At 61.5% G+C, this 22,248-nt stretch carries 14 protein-coding genes and 1 riboswitch; of the genes, 6 read left to right on the top strand and 8 right to left on the bottom strand.

Annotated features, from left to right (window positions below):
* Positions 1-124: 124 nt before the first annotated feature.
* On the bottom strand, positions 125-733 hold the full coding sequence (gene ribB / locus ACMLHG_RS05115) for a 3,4-dihydroxy-2-butanone-4-phosphate synthase (protein WP_417169773.1): 609 nt from the start codon (positions 731-733) through the stop codon (positions 125-127).
* Positions 734-882: 149 nt separating this feature from the next.
* Positions 883-1,012: riboswitch (FMN riboswitch) on the bottom strand.
* A 236-nt stretch (positions 1,013-1,248) separates the two neighbouring features.
* On the opposite strand from ribB, the gene ACMLHG_RS05110 reads away from it, so the two are divergent.
* From ACMLHG_RS05110 to ACMLHG_RS05100, 3 genes are all read left to right on the top strand, one after another.
* The gene (locus ACMLHG_RS05110) at positions 1,249-2,292 is read left to right on the top strand and encodes a hypothetical protein (protein WP_417169772.1); all 1,044 of its coding nucleotides are present in this window, start codon (positions 1,249-1,251) and stop codon (positions 2,290-2,292) included.
* A gap of 15 nt (positions 2,293-2,307) precedes the next feature.
* Positions 2,308-3,039, top strand: coding sequence for a DUF1559 domain-containing protein (locus tag ACMLHG_RS05105; protein WP_417169771.1), 732 nt, complete (start codon positions 2,308-2,310; stop codon positions 3,037-3,039).
* A gap of 68 nt (positions 3,040-3,107) precedes the next feature.
* The gene (locus tag ACMLHG_RS05100; RefSeq protein WP_417169770.1) at positions 3,108-7,871 is read left to right on the top strand and encodes a hypothetical protein; all 4,764 of its coding nucleotides are present in this window, start codon (positions 3,108-3,110) and stop codon (positions 7,869-7,871) included.
* Positions 7,872-7,970: 99 nt separating this feature from the next.
* Here ACMLHG_RS05100 and ACMLHG_RS05095 read toward each other — a convergent pair whose 3' ends face one another.
* The 3 genes from ACMLHG_RS05095 to lpxC all read right to left on the bottom strand — a co-directional run bounded on the left by ACMLHG_RS05095 (position 7,971) and on the right by lpxC (position 11,121).
* Positions 7,971-9,272: an acetyl-CoA hydrolase/transferase family protein gene (locus ACMLHG_RS05095; protein ID WP_417169769.1), complete on the bottom strand. Its 1,302-nt coding sequence runs from the start codon at positions 9,270-9,272 to the stop codon at positions 7,971-7,973.
* Positions 9,273-9,349: 77 nt separating this feature from the next.
* A complete protein-coding gene (fabZ, locus tag ACMLHG_RS05090; RefSeq protein ID WP_417169768.1) occupies positions 9,350-10,267 on the bottom strand; it encodes a 3-hydroxyacyl-ACP dehydratase FabZ in 918 nt (305 codons plus the stop codon).
* Positions 10,267-11,121 (bottom strand): UDP-3-O-acyl-N-acetylglucosamine deacetylase, encoded by an 855-nt coding sequence (gene lpxC, locus ACMLHG_RS05085; protein WP_294436708.1) that lies wholly within the window; start codon positions 11,119-11,121, stop codon positions 10,267-10,269. Before lpxC ends, fabZ begins: the two co-directional genes overlap by 1 nt.
* 109 nt (positions 11,122-11,230) lie before the next feature.
* On the opposite strand from lpxC, the gene ACMLHG_RS05080 reads away from it, so the two are divergent.
* The gene (locus ACMLHG_RS05080) at positions 11,231-12,100 is read left to right on the top strand and encodes a tRNA (adenosine(37)-N6)-dimethylallyltransferase (protein ID WP_417169767.1); all 870 of its coding nucleotides are present in this window, start codon (positions 11,231-11,233) and stop codon (positions 12,098-12,100) included.
* 72 nt (positions 12,101-12,172) lie between these two features.
* Here the strand turns inward: ACMLHG_RS05080 and ACMLHG_RS05075 are convergent, their stop codons facing one another.
* From ACMLHG_RS05075 to ACMLHG_RS05065, 3 genes are read right to left on the bottom strand one after another with little or no spacing between them, the layout of a single operon-like run.
* Complete coding sequence (locus ACMLHG_RS05075; RefSeq protein ID WP_417169766.1) at positions 12,173-14,698, bottom strand: transglutaminase-like domain-containing protein; 2,526 nt, start codon at positions 14,696-14,698, stop codon at positions 12,173-12,175.
* Positions 14,695-15,927, bottom strand: a complete 1,233-nt coding sequence (locus tag ACMLHG_RS05070) for a DUF58 domain-containing protein (RefSeq protein ID WP_417169765.1) — start codon at positions 15,925-15,927, stop codon at positions 14,695-14,697. Before ACMLHG_RS05070 ends, ACMLHG_RS05075 begins: the two co-directional genes overlap by 4 nt.
* A complete protein-coding gene (locus ACMLHG_RS05065) occupies positions 15,924-17,255 on the bottom strand; it encodes an AAA family ATPase (RefSeq protein ID WP_294436715.1) in 1,332 nt (443 codons plus the stop codon). Before ACMLHG_RS05065 ends, ACMLHG_RS05070 begins: the two co-directional genes overlap by 4 nt.
* A gap of 285 nt (positions 17,256-17,540) precedes the next feature.
* Between ACMLHG_RS05065 and ACMLHG_RS05060 the strand changes: the two genes are divergently transcribed.
* Together ACMLHG_RS05060 and ACMLHG_RS05055 are read left to right on the top strand one after the other, a co-directional pair.
* Entirely contained in the window at positions 17,541-20,063 is a 2,523-nt protein-coding gene (locus ACMLHG_RS05060) for a M16 family metallopeptidase (RefSeq protein ID WP_417169764.1), read from the top strand.
* A gap of 19 nt (positions 20,064-20,082) precedes the next feature.
* On the top strand, positions 20,083-20,631 hold the full coding sequence (locus ACMLHG_RS05055; RefSeq protein WP_294436718.1) for an isochorismatase family protein: 549 nt from the start codon (positions 20,083-20,085) through the stop codon (positions 20,629-20,631).
* Here ACMLHG_RS05055 and ACMLHG_RS05050 read toward each other — a convergent pair.
* On the bottom strand, positions 20,614-22,248 hold a 1,635-nt coding region (locus ACMLHG_RS05050), incomplete at its 5' end, for a DUF5696 domain-containing protein (protein ID WP_417169763.1). The two genes, ACMLHG_RS05055 and ACMLHG_RS05050, sit on opposite strands and share 18 nt — an antisense overlap.

Raw genomic sequence — 22,248 nt, 5'->3', positions numbered from 1 at the left:
TACCGCTGAGCTATGCCGGAGCGTTTCAACATTTCTTAATATAGCCGTCCTCCTCAAAAAGGCAAGTCGATTGCAGAGAAAAAAACAACTTTTTTTGACTTTTTTCTGCAGCAATCCCCCGAAATCAGCATTTCCGGCATTTCCGATATTCAATCAAATCCGCCACACTGCCCATTTTCAGACCAAAACGCCAGGCGAACGCCTCCAGTTGCGGCACACGCGCCATCGTTCCATCCTCATTGAGAATTTCACACAGCACCCCCACCGGCGGCAGTCCGGCCAGCCGAACCAGATCCACCGTCGCTTCCGTGTGCCCCGGACGCTCCAGCACCCCTCCCGGCCGGGCAATCAATGGAAATACATGCCCCGGGGAATAAAAATCATCCAGAATGCTCGAATCATCCGCCAGCGCCTGAATCGTCAGCGCACGATCATATGCGGACACTCCCGTCGTCGTCCCCTCCATGACATCCACGCTCTGGGTGAACGCCGTGTGACGCGGATCGTGATGCCCCTCCTGTTCCTTCAAGCCGAGCCGGGCCGCATACGCCAGAGACATCGGAGCACAAAGTATCCCCCTGCCCCAGGTCACCATGAAGTTGATCGTCTTCGCATCGGCAAGACTGCCCGCGCAAATCAAATCCCCTTCATTCTCCCGGTTCTCGTCGTCGGCCAGCACTACCAGCTCTCCGCGACCAACTGCCGCAATCACTTCTTCGATCGGATCAAACATCTTTCACCTCCTCTTTGTGCTGCAGACAACCGTCTCTTCCCCCGCACTGGAATCATTCCGCAACAGAAAACCCCGGAAGCCGATTCCGCTCCCGGGGCTGTGTGTGGAACATCAACCAGCGCCGGGACTCCTCCGGCTGCCGCTGCAATTTCCATCTTCTTTCATCCAGACTCTGACTGTCGGCTCCGGAATTTCACCGGATCGGCCCGGAAAATAACGTTCCCGAGTTCGCGGACTCTAACCGCCGGTAGGGAGTTCCACCCCGCCCCGAAGATCAAGGTTAATATAGTATAAGAATAGTATTTTTCAAATGATTTTCCCGTCTCATCCTCCTGGATCCTTCTCTCTGAAATACCATCCCCGGCCTGGGAAAAAGTATTGCACCGCCCCTTGAACACTTCAAAGTTTATGTTTTTTTCTTTCCTGGTATTGACTTTTTTCTGAAGTTCTGGTATAATTAAAACAGGTTGTCCGATAACTGTCCGATTTCAAAAACAATACAAGAGGAAAACAGCATGAGTCCGGAACCGAGAATTCCTCTGCGGGAAGGGTTGAAGATCCGCCATTACATCTTCAACCTTGTCCTGCGTCATCCGGGCGAATCGGTGAAAGTTCCGTCATCGTGGGAGCTGGCGAAGCATTTCGGCATCGCCCGCAGCACGGTGACGCTCGCCTACAAGGCGCTGATGGAAGAGGGCATCCTGATCGGCCGCCCGGGCATCGGGACCTTTCTCGCCCCCCGCTACAGTCAAGGGCTCAGCAGCAACGGCGCCGTCTATTCGCTGATCGGCCTGCTCACCAACCTCGGCAACAATCTCAGCTACGGCAGTCATCAGTGGGGGCTTATGGCCGCTGCGGGCAGCAACCTGACCTTCGGCGACAGCTGCCAGGTCCGGCCTGTGACCCTCTCCGGGAGTCTCGAAACCATGAAGAAGGAGCTGGAGCAGAACTACCTCGCCGCCCTTGTCTGGATCACGCCGCCGGAAGATCAGTTTCTTCTGCTTCAGGAAGTGAGCCAGTGTCTCCCCACCGTCATTCTCGGCCGGACCGTGAAGGACATCAACTCCGTCGCGCTCGATTATGAAGAAGAGAGTTACCAGAACGGGAAACGCTTCCTCGCCGAAGGCAGAAAGAAGTTCTGGGCCATCAACATGAGCGGCGCGGAATACTATATCCCGGGGTTCCGCCGGGCTTACGCCGAGGCCGGAATCGAACTGGACGAGCGGTTTATTTTTCCCCCCGACAGCCGACAGCTGGAAGAGTTCGCGGAAGCACTCCGCTCCGGGCACCGCCCGGACGCCCTCCTGCTGCACTCCAACCGGCGGAAAGAGGTCGTCGAACTGTTGCAGAAAGCCGGAATCGACCTCAAGCAGGAGTGCCGGGTTCTCGCCAACATCGCGGCGGCCCAAATCCCGGGCTTTGCCGGCTGGTGTCACGAAGTGCCCTATGCGGAACTGGGCCGGGCGACAGCGGAGATTGTCTTCCGCCTGCTCTCCGGAGATCGCCGTGTGGAACATCGGATTCTCAAACATAAGAACATTCCAGTCAATCTGGAGTAACAAGGGAGGTTTGAAATGTCGTTTGTCAGAAAACCACTATTTACTCTAATCGAATTGTTAATTGTAATTGCGATCATTGCCATCCTCGCGGCCATGCTGCTGCCGGCGCTGAACAAGGCGCGGGAGACGGCGAAGTCGGCAAAATGCGTCAGCAACCTCAAGCAGATCGGCACCGCCTACGCGGTTTACACCGCCAATTACAACGATTTCATGCCTCCCGCCAGCGGCGTGGAGGGCGCCACGCCATACTGGCAGTACCTGCTGCTCAAATTCAATTCCCAGACATATAAATATGAATCCGGCGGCGTTCCCCGGGCGATATTCGACTGTCCCTCCATGCAGACACATGAAGCAACCAACACCCAGATCTTCATTGATTACGGCGTGAATCTGCACATTCTGAAAACTTCTTTCAGTGCCAAAGATCACGAAACACGGAAAATTTCCAGTGACAAGGAACCGTCCAAACGCTTTCTCCTCATGGATTGCTACCGCAACACAACCGACGGCACCGTAGGCTTCTGGCGCGTGAAAGTAAGTACTTCCGCCTTGAACGATAAGGGATGGGGACAACCGGCCGCACGTCACAGCGGCAAAGTGAATATGTTGCATCTCGATTTTCACGTATCGCCCATACGGCTGATCGATCAGAAGAATCCCTACAATTACGCGCCGTTCCTCGCGAACGGTTCCACGATCCACAAGAAGGTATGGGACTACTTCTACGGCTTCCCCTACCCGTGGTAAGTTTTCTCTGGAAACTGCTGCCGTTTGTAACAACGAAAAACTGTATAGTATGAAGTGAAAGGCTCACCATGTCAACACGAAAAAAAATCGTTTCTCTGCTCGCACTGTTCGCAGCAGGTACACTCGCCGCGATGGTGATCGAGGAGGATTTCAAACAGTATCCGGACTTCGATCCGGCACACCGGAACTGGGAGTTCCGCGGCGTCGGCGGTGAGGTGCGCGACGGCGGCTACCGGTTCAACGGCACCGGCATTCTGCAACAGGAGCAACCGGACGTTCACCCGGCCCTCACCATGGGGCAGCTGCGGGACTATCCCGCCGGACCGCAACTCGCCATCGAGGCGGAGTTCGAACTCGGCCGCAAAGGATTCAGCTTCATCAATCCGGAGGAGAAACTCGTCCGCCGAATCGGCGTGGTGATCCTCGACCGTCAGTTTGCCCGCGGCCGGCGCGACGCCATGACCATACCGACCATCCTGCTGACGCTCGACCTCGATGCTGCGGGCAAACCGTCGGTCTTCTTCGGCTATACCGGGAATCCCAGACTTTCCCCGCAGAAGAAGGTGTATGAATCCGCCCCGTGGAAGCCGGAGGGGGAATACCGTTTTTCGCTCACGCTCGCCGACAGTACCGCAACCGGCGTCATCAAAGATGCCGCAGGCAGGGTGATCTACCGCGGAGAGCTGCGCGATCCTGAATTTGCCAAACTCTTCCCCCATGCGCATCCCGGATTCACCAATCAGCGCATGGAAGGGGCGCTGAAGAGATTCCGGGCCGACAATCTCGACAGCTTCACCGCTCCGGCAAAGCTGTCGCCGATCCCGATGCCGACGAGCTGGAACGTTCTTCTCGATCCCGAGAAGAACGCAAAAGGCGCCGTCCGGCAGGCGAAACCGGATGCACAGGGAAAAGTCAACGTTTCCGCCCTCGCCGGCGGCCATCAGCACAAACGTCTGGCCCGGCTCGAATGCGAACTGGAAGTTCCCGCGACCGGAAAATACGCCGCACAGGCTCGCGGCGACTGGTACTGGAAACTGCTGGTCAACGGCAACAGCGTCGCCAACTTCTCCAGAAATGGGAACGGTATGAACGACCATGTGCTCGAACTGCCGCTCAACGCCGGGAAAAATCGGATTACCGTGGAGCTCGGCAGCGGCAGCGGCGGCTGGAACTTCCGCCTCGCTCCGCCAGAAGCGGAGGCGCTCAAAGCGAAGGAGGCGGCATTGCACCTCTACGGCGCCGACCGCATCCGCTGGAATCTCGACCGGATTTTCGACGACCTCAACAATCTGCGCCGCTGGAAGATCGAAATCCCCAACCTGGAAAAAGCCCTGCTGGCCATGCGGCGGGATCTCCCGGCCGGGTTGACCAACCGCGATGCGAAAAAGCTCGATCCGGCACTCGACCGCTTCTATCTCGGCGTCTACAACGGCAGGCGGCTGCTCCGGCTGCGGGAGCTGCGCAAAGAGCTGGCCGGCCTTTCCTCTCTGGAAGAAAACCGGAACAACGATATCGCCGCAACGCTCAAAAAACTGGATGCGCTGGATGCCCGGATGCTTGCGGCAGTCTCCTCGGAAAATGCTTCCGCCGTCGAAAAACTCGCCGCAGAAGCACAGCAGTTGATTGACGCCGCGTACAAGCAGTGCAACGGCTACCGTGAAGGGGTCACGCTCGGACGCAATTTCGGCCGTTTCGGCTGGGTGACCGGCGATAAGGTGGCCGCCTACTCTTCCGGCGACGGGTTGCTGGCCAATCAGGTGCTCGCCAACGGTGCACTGCTCCGGCAGTATGTCACCGGGGAAGACGGCAATACCCCGTGGCGGATGCTCTTCCGCTTCTTCGGCAGCCGTGATGCGGCAAAGAGTGCCGAACTCGCCGCTCTGCCCGTCTCGGGCGAAAGCAGAGAGGTGGAGTTCGGCTACGATCCCAGCTCCTTCTACTCCGGCCGCACCCCGCAATCGGTCAAGGTGCATGAAGCGAACTGGATCCGCAAACGTTTCTCCTACGCCGGCGGCTTCACGGCGGATATGAATCTGCTCACCCCGGCACTGCTGCTGGAGAGCGGCTTCCACTCGCTGGAACTGAGCGACCCGGTCACCTCCGCCTTCACCCACTTCGGCTATCGGAATGCCAAAGGGGAAGTCGTTTCACAGCCGTTGAGCGACGGTGTCATCTACGACCGGAAACGCGACGGCGAACTCGGCCGCAACTGGGTGCTCTTCTGGAGCGGCGACAACCGGGAAATCGATCTTGCCCACCATCGCGGCAGCATTCCGCTCCAGGTGATCTTCCAGCGCCGTCCGGAGAAGATCGAGCGCAAAAACGGCAGGACCGTCGTTCAGTTCGCCCGCAACGGTGCCGTCTGGCTCAACACCCCCTTCGGCGCCCGCATTCAGCCCGCCGGAAACTGGCGTGGCTACCTGCCTCCGTCGGCGGCAGGCCGCTGCGACGTGCATGCGCAGACCGCCCTCGCCTGGCCGGTCGAACTTCGGGAATACTTCCGCCCCGCCGGGAACGGACGGGTCGAAATCGTCAACGTCGCCGCCTTCCGGAAATTCTCCGACAACGACTGGAAGCTTGCGCCGCTCGAATTTATTCCGCTCCCGCCAGTTCTCACGCTGATGGCCGGCCGCGGCTTCGATGCGGAACTCCCGGAGCAGACCGTCGACCTCGGATATCCGACCATCTACGGTCCGCTGCACGGCGTCTTCGCTCCGCAGTTGCGCTACACTCTGCCGGTCACCGAGGCGCCGCGCACCGCCTTCCCGCAGAATCCGGAGGCGAATCCGGCCGATGTGCGCGATCTGGTGGAAAAATCGATCAGTCAGATCGACGGAATCCGTTTCCGCCTCTTCTGCGAAAACATCGCCCGCAGCTGGCACTCCCTCTGCCCGGCCATCGACCGACCGCCCAAAGCGTGGTCGTGGCTGCCGGAGGAGTTCCGCGACTACCTGCGCGGCCTCTACCGCTCCCGGATTCCGTTCCTTTCGAGTTATCGCGACTACCGCTTCTGGCGCTCGCTCTGCGAACCCTATTCCGGAGCGAAGTACTTCTACTCCTTCTCCATCTCGACGCAGGATCCCGGCGACGTCGGCGTCTTCGGCGACCGCGGCTACGGCGTCGGGAACCACCTTCTGATGCTCGACCTGGTGAGTTCCTTCGGCGGAGAATACGATGCACTCAAAGCCATCTGGCGCGATCCCGCTCCGCTCGCTCCGCCCGACGCGATCCGCGACGGCAGAACCGTCACCGTCGACAAGATGCAGGGCTACCTCACCAGCGTCCACGACTGGGCGTGGATGGAGGCCGGCAGCAACGACAGCGGCGACAACGGCCCGGTGGTGGATTGCGGCCAGTCGGTGTTCGGCGGCATCGCCGCGCTCTACCGCATGGCGCAGAACCTCGGCAGCGACGCCGAACGCGCCCGCGCCGCCTACCACCTTGCCAAATCCCAGCTCTCGCAGATCGGTCGCCCCGCCTTCCGCGACTACGGCCGCGAGAGCGGTACGCTCGGGCCGGACAGCATCAACGTCGGGTTCCGTGAATTCATCACCCCGCGCTCCTACGCCAACAGCCCGATGATCGGCAAGACGCCGCGCAACGAGTACGACGGCTCGCTCGACTCCCTCTTCTGCTACGCCAATCAGGACTGGTTCGACGTCTACTACCCCTACGCGAAGTACGTCTGGAACGATCTGCGCTACTATGAGAAAGAGCGCGCGCTCTACTGGCCCAACCGCGACCGGGGCAGAAGCGACATGATGGGGCACCTCTACTCCCGGCTGATGTTCCTGATGCTGAACGGAACTCCGCAGAGCGAGGCGGTGGAGATGCTTCACCGCTGGGTGGATGGCTCCATCTTCTATCTGCGTGACGGCGCGTTGCGGGAGATCCTCCCCTTCGCGCTGACCGGCGGCTGCCCGCTGGTACTGCACGAGTGGTATCCGCTGGCGGCGCCGGAGTTCCGCTTCACGCCGTCGAAGAAGCTCGCGGAACTCCGCTTCCGGAACGTGCCGGAGAACTGCGCCTTCACCGCCTCCTCCGCCACGGAACCCGCCGCGATTCGGGTCAATGGAAAACCGCTGCCGCAGGAAAACTGGAGCTATCAGCCGGAAAATTGGGCGCTGCGCGTTCAGCTTCCCGCCGGAAACTCCGTCGAGGTGGAGCTTGAATACAGCGAAATCCAGCCCGACCGGCTTCAGCTCATGCCGATTCCGCCCGCCCCGAAAACCGTGCCCCCCGCGCCGGGGATCGAACCGGAAGAGTTCACCCCCGCCGCACCGGCGAAGAACATCGTAAAACCGGCGACGAAACCAGTTGTGAAGGAGCAGCCGCTCTACCAGTCCGACTTCTCCGGCGAAGCGGTCCCGGGGGCGAAGACGGCGGGGCGGTGGTACTTCAACACCTGGGCGAAAACGCCGCTCCCGACTTCCGGCGGGCTGACCGGGGACTATCCGGCGGAAGGGATTCCGGCACGCGCCCTCGAAGTCACCGCGGTGGAACGCGACTACGCCGGACGAGGTTCGCCGCGCATCCTGTTGCCGGAGAAGTTCAACGCCCTGGTCCTGCGTGGTGAGATCACCTTTGGGAAAAATTTCGCCAACAACCGTGTCGTCACCTTCTTCTGGACCGGGAAGACCGCGCACTTCTTCCAGATTCCGGCAGGGAAGCCGGGGAGCACCAGAACGTTCCAGTTCGTGCTCCCCGCGGAAAAAATGCCGCAGGGAACGGAGAATGTCCACCTTCAAGTGGCCTGTCAGTTCTCACCGGAATCCGGAGAGAAACCGGCAGGAAGCGTCTACTTCCGCAATATAACACTTTCCGCCCGCTGAAGAATCCACCGGAGGAAAACAGAGAGCCCGGAACGAAATTCCGTTCGGGCTCTTTCCTTTTTTCGGAGGATCGGATTTGCGCTCAATCGCCGCTTCGCCTCAGCGGCCGAGGAAACGGGGGCCGAACCGTTCGAACGCCGCTTTTTCCAGCTCCTCGCGGAAGTCCGGATGTGCGATGCCGATCAGCGCTTTCGCCCGCTGTTGCAGCGACTTGCCGTAGAGATTCACCACGCCGTATTCGGTGACGACATAGTGCACCAGACTGCGCGGCGTCACCACCCCCGCGCCCGGCGTCAGCACCGGAACGATCTTGCTGATCCCCTTCCGGGTGATCGACGGCATCGCGATCACCGGCTTGCCCCCGGGCGAACGGGAGGCGCCGTAGATGAAGTCCAGCTGACCGCCCACCCCGGAATACATCTTCGTGCCGATCGAATCGGCGCACACCTGCCCGGTAAGATCGATCTGAATCGCAGAGTTGATCGCCACCATCTTGGGATTGCGCGCAATGATGAAGGGGTCATTGGTGTAAGCCACCTCGCGCATCCTCACCTGCGGGTTGCGGTGCACAAAGTTGTAGACGTTCTGCGAACCCATCAGAAACGAAGCGACGATTTTGCCGCGGTCGATCTTCTTGCGCGCACCGTTGATCACGCCCGACTCCACCAGCGGCAGCAGCCCGTCCGCAAACATCTCGGTGTGAACACCAAGGTCCCGGCGGTCGGTAAGTTGCGACAGCACCGCGTTGGGAATCTCCCCGATGCCGAGCTGGAGACAGGAGCCGTCGTCGATCAGTTCCGAACAATGGCGCCCGATCAACCGCTCCGCCTCGTCCGGCGGCGGGAATGCCATCGTCTCAATCGGGCTGTCATGTTCAACAATATAGTCGATCGCATCGAGCGGAATCACACCGTCACCGTAACTGAAGGGGACGTAACGATTCATCACCGCGATCACCGTGCGGGCACACTGGATCGCGGCAGGACCGATATCCACCGAGGTTCCGAGCGAAACAAACCCGTGCCGGTCCGGGCGCGAGACCTGCACCATCGCCACGTCACAGGCGAGACAGCCGGAGCGGAAAAGCTTCTGCGTCTCATGCAGCGCCACCGGAATGTAATCGGCGTTGCCCGCCTGCACCTCCCGCCGGACATTGCCGCCGACGAAGAAAGATTCCGAAGCGAAGATTCCGGCATATTCGGCCGCGGCATAGTTTGCCGTCTCCGCCGTGTGGATATGGCGCAACTTCACATCCGCAAGTCCGCCGGAACGAGCGCGGGCGCACAACGCATCCACCAGCACCTTGGGGACCGACCCCGCACTGCTTAAATAGACCGAATCGCCGCTGCCGACAAACTGTACGGCTTCCGCCGCGGTCACCACACGGTGTTTTTTCACCATGAACGCCCTTTCAAAACAGCCGGAAACGCGGTGCAGTACCTCTTCGGCACCGCACCGCCACAGCAACCGTGTGGATCTCAGGCATCCACAATCGCAAACATGAGGGTGATGGAGAACACCACCCGGCCCCCCACGGTGATCGTACCGGACCCCTTGCCGAACTTCGACTTGCCCGGCGGCAGGTCAATGTCGATCACCAGCTGATCCCCCGGCAGAATCGGAGCAAAGGATTCCGCCCGGTCGATCGACATGAAATACCCGATCTTCCCGGCATTTTCCGGGCGGGAGAGCACGCAGGCGCAACCGGATTGGGCGGAGATTTCACAGAGCAGCGACTCCGGCATCACCGCGTAATCGTCCGGACAATGAGCGAAGATCTCCTCGTTGACCGTGATGTTCTTCACCGCCCGGATATGCTCGCCGTCGATCATGGAGATGTTGTCGATCAGCAGGAAAGGATAGCGATGCGGCACCAGCGACATGATGCGGAGCACATCCATCGGCGTTTCAGAATGCTTGTCGTTTTCGTTGAAAAGCAGCGGCATCTCCCGCGCGCCCTCCCGCGGACGGACCGCCAGCGTGATGATCGCTTCGCAGGTCTGGCCGCCGTTGTTGAAGGTCTTCGCCTTCACAACCGCCTCGGCGTCGCGGAACTCGGTCACTTCCGCTTCGATCTTCAGCCGGTCCCCCGGATTGTTCGGCCGGCGGAATTTGACCTTTTCCAGCACGCGCATGTAGACGTCCTGCGTCCCCTCCGGGTCGAGTTTCGACCGGACGAGGAGTTCCCCGAGCTGCTTCATCGCTTCGACCTGAAGCACGCCGGGCATAATCGGGTGATTCGGGAAATGCCCCTGGAAATAAAGTTCGTTCATCGAAACGTTTTTCACCGCCCAGGCGGTGGTTTCTGACAGCACTTCAACCCGGTCGAGCATCAGCATCGGGTACCGCTGCGGCAGAATCGCCTTGATCTGCCTGACTCCAAGGACTTCTCCCATTATTTCGTCTCCCTGTTTTTCATCTGCGGACTGGAAGCCGCAATTTCCTTAAGCAACGCCCCGGCCAGCTCAACATTCTTGGGGTGGCCCGGCTTGATCGCAATGATCGAACCGGTAATCCGGCGTCCGGTGAGATAGATGTCGCCGATCAGGTCGAGAATCTTGTGCCGGACAATTTCATTTTGAAAGCGGAGCGCCTCCTTGCAGATGATCGCTCCGTCGTGGATGATCGCCGCGGCATCGAGACTGCCGCCCTTGACCAGCCCCATCGCCAGCAGCTGCTTGAGGTCCCCGTAATCGACGAAGGTGCGCGCCGGAGCGATCTCTGTACGGTAGGCCTCCGTGTCGAGTGTGAATTCGTGGAACTGCGGGTCAATCGGGCACCCCTTGAAAGAGGCGAGGCAGGAGATGCGCAGCGGCCCCTCCCCCGGAATCATCACCAGCCGGGTGTAGCCGCCCTCGACGTAGACCGGCTGCGAGGGGGTGAAGGTGAGCGCGGGCTCCTCCTGTTCCACGACGCCGGCCTCGCGAATCATGTCAAAGTAGGGCAGTGAACTGCCGTCGACGATCGGCGGCTCCATGCCGTCCATCTCGACGATGCAGTTGTCGATGTGCCACGCATTGAGCGCCGACATGATGTGTTCGACGGTGAAGACGATCGCCTTGCCGTCGGCGATGGTGGTGCCGCGGCGGACATCCACCACGTTGCATGCCAGCGGGCGCACCTCCGGTTTGCCGGGCAGATCCACCCGGCGGAAGATGATGCCGGTGTTCTCCGGCGCGGGCTGAATCCGCACCGTTGCCCGGGCGCCGGTATGGAGCGCGATTCCGGAAACGGACGACGATCTTACCAAAGTTTGCTGTTTTTCCATCGCTGAACCAGATTAAAAATTTGAAATTTAAATGAAACGCGTCATAATATAGTACGCGAAACAGGTATTTTACAAATTTTTCGGGACTTTTATGGCAGAAATCCTCAAAACAGTGGTCATCACCGGGCCGACCGCGACAGGGAAAACCGCTCTTGCGGTCTGGCTCGCCCGCATTTTCAACGGAGAAATCGTCAGCGTGGACTCCCGGCAGGTCTACCGCGGCATGGACATCGGCACCGGCAAGGATCTCGACGAATACGGCGAAGTGCCGTACCATCTCATCGACATCGCCGACCCGGCGCGGGAGGAGTACAACCTCGCCCGCTTCCTGCCGGACGCTTACCGGGCGATCCGGGAGATCGTCGAACGCAACCATGTGCCGATCCTCTGCGGCGGCACCGCGCTCTATCTCGCCGCGCTGCTCGACGGCTACCGGCTGCCGGGCGGAGCGCTGCCGCCGCGCTGTGCCGGGGTGCCGCGGGTGCGGCAGAATCCGGATGCGGCGGAGTCATTCACCCCGCCCTTCGGGCTGGATCCGCTGCTGATCGGGGTCTACTATCCGCGTTCGGAGGTGCACGCCAGAATCGAGGCACGGCTGGACAGCCGCCTCTCCGACGGTCTGGTCGACGAGGTCCGCAAACTGCACGAGGAGCGCGGAATCTCCTTTGAAAAACTGGAGTTTTTCGGTCTGGAATACCGGGAGGTAGCCCGTTATCTCAAGGGGGAATGCACGCTTCTGGAGATGCGCAACCAGTTGCTCTGCCGCATCCGTCAGTTCGCAAAGCGGCAGGATATCTTCTTCCGCAAACTCGAACGCGAGGGGCACGCGATCTACTGGCTGGAAAAGGGGCGCGAACCGGATCCCCGCCAGCTGGTGGAAGCGTTTCTCTGCGAGGAACCGCTCCCGCCGCCGGGGCGCCGGATGTGCGAAACCTTCTACGGAAAAGAGCCGCGCGCCTGACCGATGCCGCCTTCTGCGAACCGTTCGGCAAAACCGTCTGTGTGCTGACGCGGGAAAGAGCTGTCCGGAATTTCAGCGAATCATCCGGCTGAACGACGCCAGGCGGCGGCGAAGCGAACGGACCCGGCGCAACGTCAGCACGGCACTCCGCCGGGACACCGCTTCGCCTTCCCCGTATTCCGTCTCGTAAAAGGCGAGAAATACCGGCTTCAACAGTTCTTCCAGCCCCGGCTGGAATTTCTCCAGCACCGCCGCATAGTCGAGCAGCTCCCGGCCGCCGCGCGAAGGCACCCCCGCCAGCAGCAGCAGATAACGCGCCGCACGATAGGAGGCATCCACACTCCGGCGGAACTCCCCGCTTTTCAGCGCCCCGGCCGCCTGAGTCAGATTCGCCAGCATCCGCCTCCGCAACCGGTTCAGCCGGAACTGCCGCACCATCATCCGCGTCAGCAGGAAAAATGCGGCCAGCACCGTGGCGATGCAGCCGGCCTCCCACCGGTGAATTCGCAACTGCTCGGTCAGGCTCCGGAACGCACGTTTCCCCTTCTCCACCAGATTTGCCAGACGTGCAGAAAAGGAGCCGGGCGGATGTTTCACACTGCCGATCTTCTTGGCCGTCTGCGCTTTCGGCGCCACCTTCCGATAGGTCTCCTGTACCTTGTTCCGCAGCTCCTCCTCCATCTTGGCGACCTGCATCATCATCTCCGCCGCCTGACTGGTCTCGCCCTCCAGACGGAGCTGTTTCAAATAGAGATCGCGAAGCGTCTGAAGCGTATGCGAAGTGAGTTCCGGCGGCGTCACCCGCCACTCGTCCCCGAAGGGATCGCGCAACTGGCCGATTCCCAGCGGGGTGGTGCGCGACTGAACCGCCCCGGGCGGCGTGGCGTCCACCGTCAGCCAGCCGTACTCCGGCACGAAAATCTGCGTCCACGCATGCGCGTGCCGTTCGTACACCTCGAACAAATTGAGCAGCGTATTGTAATCGCCCGGAGAAAACCCGGTTGCCACCCGCGCCGGCAAGCCGGCCAGCCGCGCCATCACCGCCAGCGTCGAGGCGAAATATTCGCAATGCCCCTCCTTCAACTCAAAGACAAAATAGTCCGCCCCCTCGCGCCCCTCGGGCACCGGTTTGGAAAACTGTTCATAGGTAAAGTTGTCGCGCAGATAATCGCGCAACACCATCGCCTTGCCGTAACGGCTGGAAATTCCTTCGGTCAGCTCGCGCACTTTCTCGCGCAGACGCGCGGAAATCTTCTCTTCCGGCAGCTGCAGATAGTGCCGGGGCGGAACCACCTCCTCCCAATGGCGGCCGCCCACCTTCCGCTTTCCGTCCTCCTCTTCCGTGGCGAACCAGTGAAAATCGGTACTCAACCGGCTGGTGACCGTGTAGACAAACGGCAGCCGCGGATAATGTTCCGCCGTAAGTTCGCTGTTGTAAAAGGTCGTGGCCAGATTGTTGTACTCCGCCCCGGGGGCCTGTTCAAAACTGATCGGGCGGTATGGTGAGTAGAGTTTCGGACTGATCCAGCGCAGAATCGTGTAGCGCGACACCACATTCCGGTAGAGCTCCGGTGCATCCCCACGGCGGCGCAGACGGCCGCGTTTGAGTTCCGCCGACACCCGCCAGCCGTTTCCGTCATACTCGTCGTAAAGCTGAGCCAGGTGGTAGAGTTTCAGCGGAGATTTCACCCGGAACACCAGATTCTCCCCCGGCGGCGCACTGCCGCCCGCGCCGTCGACCGCCTGATCCGGCTGTTCCCCCTTGAGCGCAATCGGCATGCCGTCCATTCCGAGCGAATCGGGCCGCCCGCTTCGCACAATGCGTTCTCCGGAGGCGTTGCGCAACACCTTTTCCGACTCGAACCAGTGCCGCAGGTCGGGCGGCAGAAGCGACTCCTTCTCGTGGGCGAACGAGACGGAGAATATCCCCTTCGTGTCGCTGGGAATCGTCGGGAACAAGGGGAAAATCAGCAGAAAAAACAACAGCGACAACCCCAGATGCACCCCGATGATATGCCAGTTCCGGCGGAGAATTCTGTGCGGATTCTCCAGCACAGGAGCCCGCCCCAGCTGGCGCAGACGGTTGTTGTAAAGCAGGACCAGCACCAGTCCGACTCCGACGCCGAAGCACCACAGATAGATCGTCCGCGGCAACAGTGCCCCGTACACCAGCAGCAGAATCGAGATGGCGAACACATAGCCGTAATCGCGCACCCGCTGCGCCATCAGAAACATCAGCACCGCCAGCGCCAGCAGCTCCACCAGCGCCTTGTCGACCGGAATCCCCGCCTTCAACCGGACCATGCTCCAGAATCCGGCGCCGATCAGCAGTGCCAGCTGCAACAGCAGCCGGCACCAGGAGGGAACAATCCGGTAGGGCACGTAGGCCAGCGCCGCGGCAAACGGCGTCAGCACCAGCACCAGAATGGTGAATCCGGGATGTCCATAGCGCCACAGCGCGGCGATCGTCGCCAGCACGGTGAGACAGGCGTAGGCCCAGTGCAGCGGCAGTCGCTCCGGCATGCTCCGGCGCCGGGAGTGGTCGACAATCCGTTTCACGGGGAAAATCCGGCGGAACAGTGCGGTCACCCAGCTCATTTTTCCAGCACCTCCTCCATCCGCGTCGAAAAGAAGAGTTCCCGCGGACGGACCGCACCGGGCGGCAGTTCGCGACGGCGGCGGCGTTCGTAAACAATCCGCGGCTCATCCGCCTGGATCGGCGGGAAATTCTCCTTCGGCGCCAGAAACCAGTGAATCCGGCAGTTGCAGTCAAAGAGCAGTTCCAGAAGCTCCAGCGACGACGCATCCTCATTCAGGCAGAGCGCATAGACCAGCGAGCCGGAAGGAATCTCTTCCGCCGTCTCCTGCAACAGCGAAGTGAACGAAATTTCCCCCGGCTCAATCACCGTCAGAAGCCGCCGCAACCGGGGATAGAGTCCGGCGGAATCCCCGAAGAGCCGCACCAGCTCCCCCGTCCTCCCGTCCGCCGCGAGAAACAGCACCCGGCAGGAGACATCCTTGAGAAATGCCGCCAGCGACGACGCCATGCTGACCAGATACTCCAGATTGTTCTCCCGCGGGTCATTCCCCACCAGCGGGGCATAGGTGTCGAGCAGAATCACCACCTGATCGACGGTGTTCGCCTCAAATTCGCGGATCATCAGCCGCTGCTTCGCCGCCGTCCCTCTCCAGTGGATGAACCGGATCTCATCGCCGGGCCGGTAAGGACGAAGTCCGAAAAACTCCTGCCCCTGCCCCGAACGCCCCAGCGGCCGTCCGTCGGTGCCGGGCGTGTGCGCCCCGGCGGGATGGAGCTGAATCGACTCCAGATGCACCACATGAGGGTAGATCACCACTTCGCCGGGCAGACGAAACGTTCTGGTCCTCCGGAACAGCCCGGCCGGATCCCCGCCGGAAAGCCGCACCACATTCAGGTCAAAACAACCGCGTTTTTCCGCTTTGACCGCCCGCTCAATCGAAAGCGCCTCCCGGGGCGAAAGCGGCGGCACCGCCGTGTGCAGCACCCCGCCCGGAGCGAATTCGCACAATTCGGTCAGCACGGTTGCCTGGCGAAACAGAATCGTGCGGTTGGTCACCGTCAGCGGCAAAATCAATTCACTGCCGCAGACGCCGTCGCCGTTCCCTCCCCGCGTCACCCGGATGCCGTAGACGGAACACTGTGCCATGACGAAGGAAGCCAGCCAGAACGCGGCAAATGCCGAAGCCGCCAGCGCAGTCGCCAGCCCGACGTTGACCAGCGCCACACTGACCGCGCCGAACGTCATCGCCAGAATCAGCCATCCCCGGGCGGTCGGCAGAGCGATCATGCACCCGGTTCCTCGTTGGCCATCGGAATGGCGTCAAGGATGGAATCCAGCACCGTTTCCACCCGGTGGAATTCCCCCTGATAGCGCAGACGAAGACGCATCCGGTGCGCCAGCACCACCTTGACCATCATGCGCACATCGCGGGGCGTGACGTAGTTCCTGCCGTAATAGGCGGCGAGGCTCTGACAGCAGCGCATCAACGCGAGCGCGGCCCGCGGACTGCAGCCGTTGGTAAGGGCGTGGTGCGAACGGGTTGCATCGACGATGCGGATGATGTACTCCTTGATGGAATCGGCCACCGTCACCTTGCGCACCAGGGCGTGGCAGTGGATGATGTCCGAGCCGCGGATGACGTAGGAGATGCGCGAGAGCGGGTGGCTCCCCTGCTGGGAATTGAGGATCTCCATCTCCGCCTCGGGCGACGGATAGCCGATCGAAAGCCGCATCAGAAACCGGTCCAGCTGCGGTTCCGGCAATGGGTAGGTGCCGTGATAGTCCTCCGGATTCTGGGTCGCGACAACGAAGAACGGCTTCGGCAGGACATGCCCCTTGCCGTCGATGGTCACCACCGATTCGGACATGCATTCGAGCAGGCTCGACTGGGTCCGCGGCGTCGTCCGGTTGATCTCGTCGGCGAGGATGACGTTGCCGAAAATCGGGCCGGGGATAAACCGGAACTGCTTGAGTTTTTCATCGTAAATGTTCGCCCCGGTAATGTCGCTCGGCAGCATATCCGGCGTGAACTGAATCCGGCGGTAGGTCGCCTGAATCGACTTGGCGAGCGCCTGCACGAGAATGCTCTTCCCTACACCGGGAGCGTCCTCCAGCAACAGATGCCCGTCCGCCATCAGGCAGACGATCATGTCGCGGATGACGTCGGGTTTGCCTTTGAAGACGATGCCGATGTTCTCGCGGAGGCGGGCGATCACATCCTTCATGGTGTCGAAGGTGAATTCGGTTTCGCCGGACTCCTGCCCGCGCACCGCCGCGGTCATTCCCGGATTGTTCGGATCGTTGAACACCAGCATCGAGCTGCCGATCTGAATCACATCCTGATGTTTGATCTGCACCTGTATGACCGGGGCGGAGTTGACGAACGTTCCGTTGGCGCTGCCGAGATCCTCGACAAACACCCCTTCCGGCGTCGTCCGGATTGCGGCGTGATGCCGCGATACGTTGGTTTCCGGAATGATGATGTCGCTGTCGTCCTCCCGGCCGACAATCATCAGTTCCCGGTTGATGACAATCTCACGGCCGTGCCCGTCGCCGGTCTGCAGCGTAATGGTGGGGAACTCGTGATCCTGCGGTACGTTTTTCTTCTGTGCCATAGCCCGTCAATTCAACTCAAAAGTGGTCGTTTCCCGGAGAAAAATCCGGCAGAAGATGCGGATACTCCTCTTTTTGGTAATGTAACCGGAACGGAGTTTTTTTCAAACCTTCAACACCCCATTTCCAGCAAAAAAAGTGGAAAAAGAACGGGAATTTCCCCTTCTCTGCATTGTAATCGGCCGTCACCGCTTTTACATTATAAATGTAAAGACAGTCAAGGAGTATGCCGCCGGCCGGAGAAACGTAATTTCATTCCTTATCCGGCGGATTCCATCGGAGAACGCATGAACTTTTACCGCAATGTCGTCTCGCACACCTGTGAAAACGGGATGCGTATTTTCGTCCTGCCCCGCCCCGGCCACTCGGTCGAAGTGGAGTGTTTCGTCAAAACCGGCAGCATTCACGAAGGCAGATACCTCGGCTCCGGTCTTTCGCATTTTCTGGAGCACATGCTCTTTCAGGGCTGCCGCAACTATCCCGGCACCTCGGCGGCGGACACCATCGACCGCCTCGGCGGTTCGGTCAACGCCTACACCAGCTTCGACCACACCGCCTACCACGCCCAGCTCGCCGGAATCCATCTGGAAACCGCGATCGACGTGCTCGCCTCCATGGTCCGTTATCCGGAGTTCCCCGCCGAACGGTTCGCCGCGGAGCGTGAAGTGATTCTGCGTGAACAGGAGCTCGGCGCCGACAGCCCGGACCGCCGGCTCTTCGAAACCCTCAACGCGGAGGTGTTCAAGGTCCACCCGGTCCGCATTCCGATCATCGGGTTCCGCCACCTGATCGCCGAAGTCACCCGCGAACGGGCGGAAGAGTACTGGCAGCACCGCTACACCCCCGGGCGCATCTTCTGGGTGGTCGTCGGAGACGCCTCTCCCGAGCGGGTTGTCGAAGCGCTGGAACACCGCCTCGGCGACTGGCAGGACGCCTTCCCTGGAGAAACCGCCCTGCCCGCAGAACCGGAGCAGTGCGCCGCACGAAGCGCCGAATTCCGCTTTGCCGACCCGCTCGCACGGCTCGCGGCAGGACTTCGCACGCCGCCCATCTCCCACCGCGACATTCCGGCGCTCGACGTGCTTGCCGGAATCCTCGGCATGGGGGAAGGTTCCCGGCTGGTGCGCATTCTGGAGCGGGAAAAGGAGCTCGCCGTCGATCTGCGCGCCTTCTGCTACTCCCAGCCGTTCGGCGGAATTCTCGGGATCACCGCCGCCGCCTTCCCCGCCAGGCTTGACCGGCTGGAGAACGCGCTTCGCCGGGAGCTGGACGCCATCCGTTCCGGCGGCATCACCGCCGCGGAAGCCCGGCGCGAAAAGCGTCAGCAGTTCGCCGAACACCTTCGTCAACTGCGCAGTCTGCGCGATATCGCCGCCAACATCGGCGGCGGCGTGGTCGCCTGCGACTCCCCCGACCTCAGCGACAGCTATCTGGAGAAACTGGAGGCTCTCACCGTGGAGGAGATCCATCAGGCGGCGGCGACCTATCTTACGCCGGAACTCTTCTCATTCGTCCGCCAGCGTCCCGCGGATGCCCGGCCGCGCCGGACAACCACGGCCGACCGGAGCCGCCTTGCACCGATCGCCGGAGAGTGGAAGAACGGTGTGCGGCTGGTGACGATTCCCGACCGGGAACTGCCGCTGACCGATTTCGCCCTCGCCCTGCCGGGCGGCACCATTTTCGAAACGGAGAAGGCGGGGGGGATTTCCGCCCTCGCCGCCGATCTGCTGACCGCCGGAACCCGCCGCCGGAGCGAAAACGATCTGCTCAACAAACTGGACGAATGCGGCGCGACGCTCAATGTCAATACCGGATTGAACTCCTTCATTCTCGAATTGAATGCGCCGCGGCGGCAGTTCCCGACCGCGCTGCGTCTGGTGCGGGAGATGCTGTGCGAACCCGCCTTCGGCGCCGCGGAACTGGAGCGGGAGCGGAAGAACCGCCTCGAACTGATGCGAAGCCGCGCCCAGTCGCCCCGGGCGGCGGCCCAGGACCTCGCCCGCAAACTGCTCTTCGGGCGCCATCCCTACGGCTGGGGCGTCAACGGAACTCCGGAACAGCTTCAATCGATCTCGCGCGATGAGATCATGGAATTCCACCGCTCGCTGTGGCGGCCGTCTCAGGTGATCTGCGGCTTCGGCGGCGACTGCACCGAAGCGCAGGCGCGGGAGTGGAGCGAAATGGTGCTCGACGGCATCGACTGGCTTCCCGGCAAGCAGCCATTGCCGAAGCCTCCGGAATTTCCGCAACAGAGCGTGGTGCAGGAGATTCCGCTCGACCGGAGCCAGACCGCGCTGGTCCACGCCATCCCCGGCCCCGCCCTCGTCGACGGAATCTACAACAGCTTCAAAATCTTTCACCACGCCGAAAACGGCCTCTCCTCGCGGCTCTTCAAGCTGGTCCGGGAGGAGAACGCCCTCGCCTACACGACCGGAATGCGGCTCGCCGGAGGATTTCATCCCGGCTGGCTGCTCTTTCACGCGGTGACCACCGCGGAACAGGCGAAGCGGGCCGAACAGCTCATCGCCGCCGAGATTCTCCGGCTCGCCGCCGAAGGCATTCCCCCGGAGGAGTTCGACGCGGCGCGCGAATGCGCCGCCTTCGCCGCCGCACAGGCGGCGGAGTCGGTCAACGCTGCACTCCCCGCCACCCTGCTCGCCATGCACTATTCGCAGGAGCCGGAAACCGTCTGGAACAACGAAGCGGCCCTCCGCGCCCTCACCCGGGAGGAGGTGAACCGGAATATCGCCCCCTGTCTGGCGGCCCCGGCCGCCGTCACCGTTTTTGCCGGAAGAACCATTTCATCATAACCAGAGGAGAGAGTTCCCCATGGAAATTCCGAATGTCGAAAGCAGTGTCCTCGTTCTGATCGATTTTCAGGAGAGACTGGTCCCGGTCATGGATCACTTCGATGCGACGCTCTCGCGGGCGCGCCTCCTGCTCGACGGAGCGGCCGCGCTCGGGCTCGATGTGATCGTCACCGAGCAGTATCCCCGCGGACTGGGAGCCACGATTCCGGAAATCGCCGAACATCTGCCGATGACCACGCCGATCCTCTCCAAGACCTCGTTTTCGGTCTTCGGCGAACCGGCCTTCCGCACCGCGCTGGAATCCAAATACCGCAAAACGGTCGTCATCGCCGGAATTGAAACCCATGTCTGCGTGCTTCAGAGTGTCTTCGACGCCCTGAACGCCGGTTATCAGGTGATCCTCGCCGAAGACGCGGTCACCAGCCGGAAGCCCGGCGACCGCGCCGCCGCGCTTGCCGCCGCCCGGCATGCGGGCGCCTGCGTGCTCTCGGCGGAGGCGATTCTCTTCTGGCTGCTGCGCGATGCCTCACATCCGGCATTCAAGGCGATTTCACGGCTGGTTCGCTGAACCGCCGGCCTCCGGAGCGGCGCCCTCCCCCGGGATTCCTTCCCCGGCGGTGAGGGTGAAATCGCCGGCGCCAATCCGGATTCCGTCGAGGACCGCCTCCGTTGCACCATAGTTCACCAGCAGGCGGAAGCCGTTGGAGAAGATGGTCTCGGTCAGGTTGTCCGCCCGTTTCGCATAGCCGACGATCCGAGCGAAGCGGACCGGTTCGAGACGGCGGACGTCGTCGGTGATCCTCCGGATGAGCGCCACATTTTCGGCCAGCGTCTTCCGGTCGAATTTCAGATCCTTCTTCGGGTCCTGCCCGGCGGCGGCGGTCTGGGACGGCGTGAAGATGTAGTGCCAGTAGATGGTCGGCAGTCCTCCGAACGCCAGATTGCGAAGGTAGATCGGCTCCCCCGGCCTGGAGTTGATCGCGCCGCGGTAGGTGTTGTAGAGCACCGAACCGTGCCACACCATCGAATAGAGAGGAATTTCCTCGTCGCACCATGCCGGCATCTCCGGCGTGTCGACCAGATCGTAGACCCGGTCCAGTTCCGGGAAGGCCCAGTCCTGCCCCCCCTCCGACATGGAACCGCCGAAGGTATCGTGCGAGAGCTGAAAGATCTTCTTGCGCCAGAGCGCGCACTCCCGGCGGCTCAATGGATGCGCCGGAGAATAGCACTTCTCCAGCGGCCAGACGGAGAGAACGTCGGTAAAATAGATGCCGTCGATTCCCAACTTCTTCGTCTTCGACATGTTCCGCATGGCGTTCTCTGTGGCGCAACGCGGGCAGACGATGTAGGATTGCCCGCCGCCCCAGACGCCGGAGAGGGCGGGCAGCTGATCTGCGGTCCGGCTGACATCTTCCCAGCGGAATGAATCCGCAATCGTATAGCTGTCGAAGTAGTTGTCGTGCAATCCGATCCGGTAGCCGAGCTCCCGGCAGTGCCGGATGGTGCGGCGCAGCTCAGTTTCGCCGCCGAGCCGCTCTTCGACCGGAAAGAGCTGCGGGTACGCCCCGTCATGGCCGCCATAGTTCCAGCCGACGAGACAGCAGTCCAGCGGACCGACCTCCTGACGGCGGCACTCTTCGAGCACGGTGCGAACGTCGGCGAAGGTCATGAAACAGTTGAGTTTCGGCTGATGTTCCGGAGTCTGTTCGAGAATCGGCGACGGCATCTCCTTGCAGGCGAGACGCATCCGCATGATGATCGCGCGGCTGCTGTATTCGAGCAGCGGATTGGCGGCGGCCTTTTCCGCCAGAGTGGGAACTGCATGGCGGCAGCGCATGAATTCGTAATAGCTTTGGGCGACGGCGGGATATCCCCCCTCCAGCTCCCGCAGTTGAACAGTGATTTCGTCGCGAAGCGGAGCGTCGCCGGCGCGATCACGGATGCAGAACACGGGGGCGACGGCGTACTGCCGCCGTTTTCCCCAGCAAGTCCGCAGTCGCAGCAGCATGTCGAACCTGCCGCCGTCGATGATGAGCGCGCGGGAGCGGACACCGTCGGTCACCCCGCAGAGGGTCATCAATCCCGCCGCCCCCCACGGGAAGAAACAGCCGATGCGCTCCTCCTTTTCCGGAGGGTTCCGCAGGTGGACCAGAGCGCCGCACCCCTGCGGCAGAATCAGAGATTT

The organism is Victivallis sp., from assembly GCF_048170485.1.
Taxonomy (GTDB): Bacteria; Verrucomicrobiota; Lentisphaeria; order Victivallales; family Victivallaceae; genus Victivallis.
Note: the sequence above shows the minus strand (reverse complement) of the source record. Positions and strands in the feature narration are given on the sequence as shown.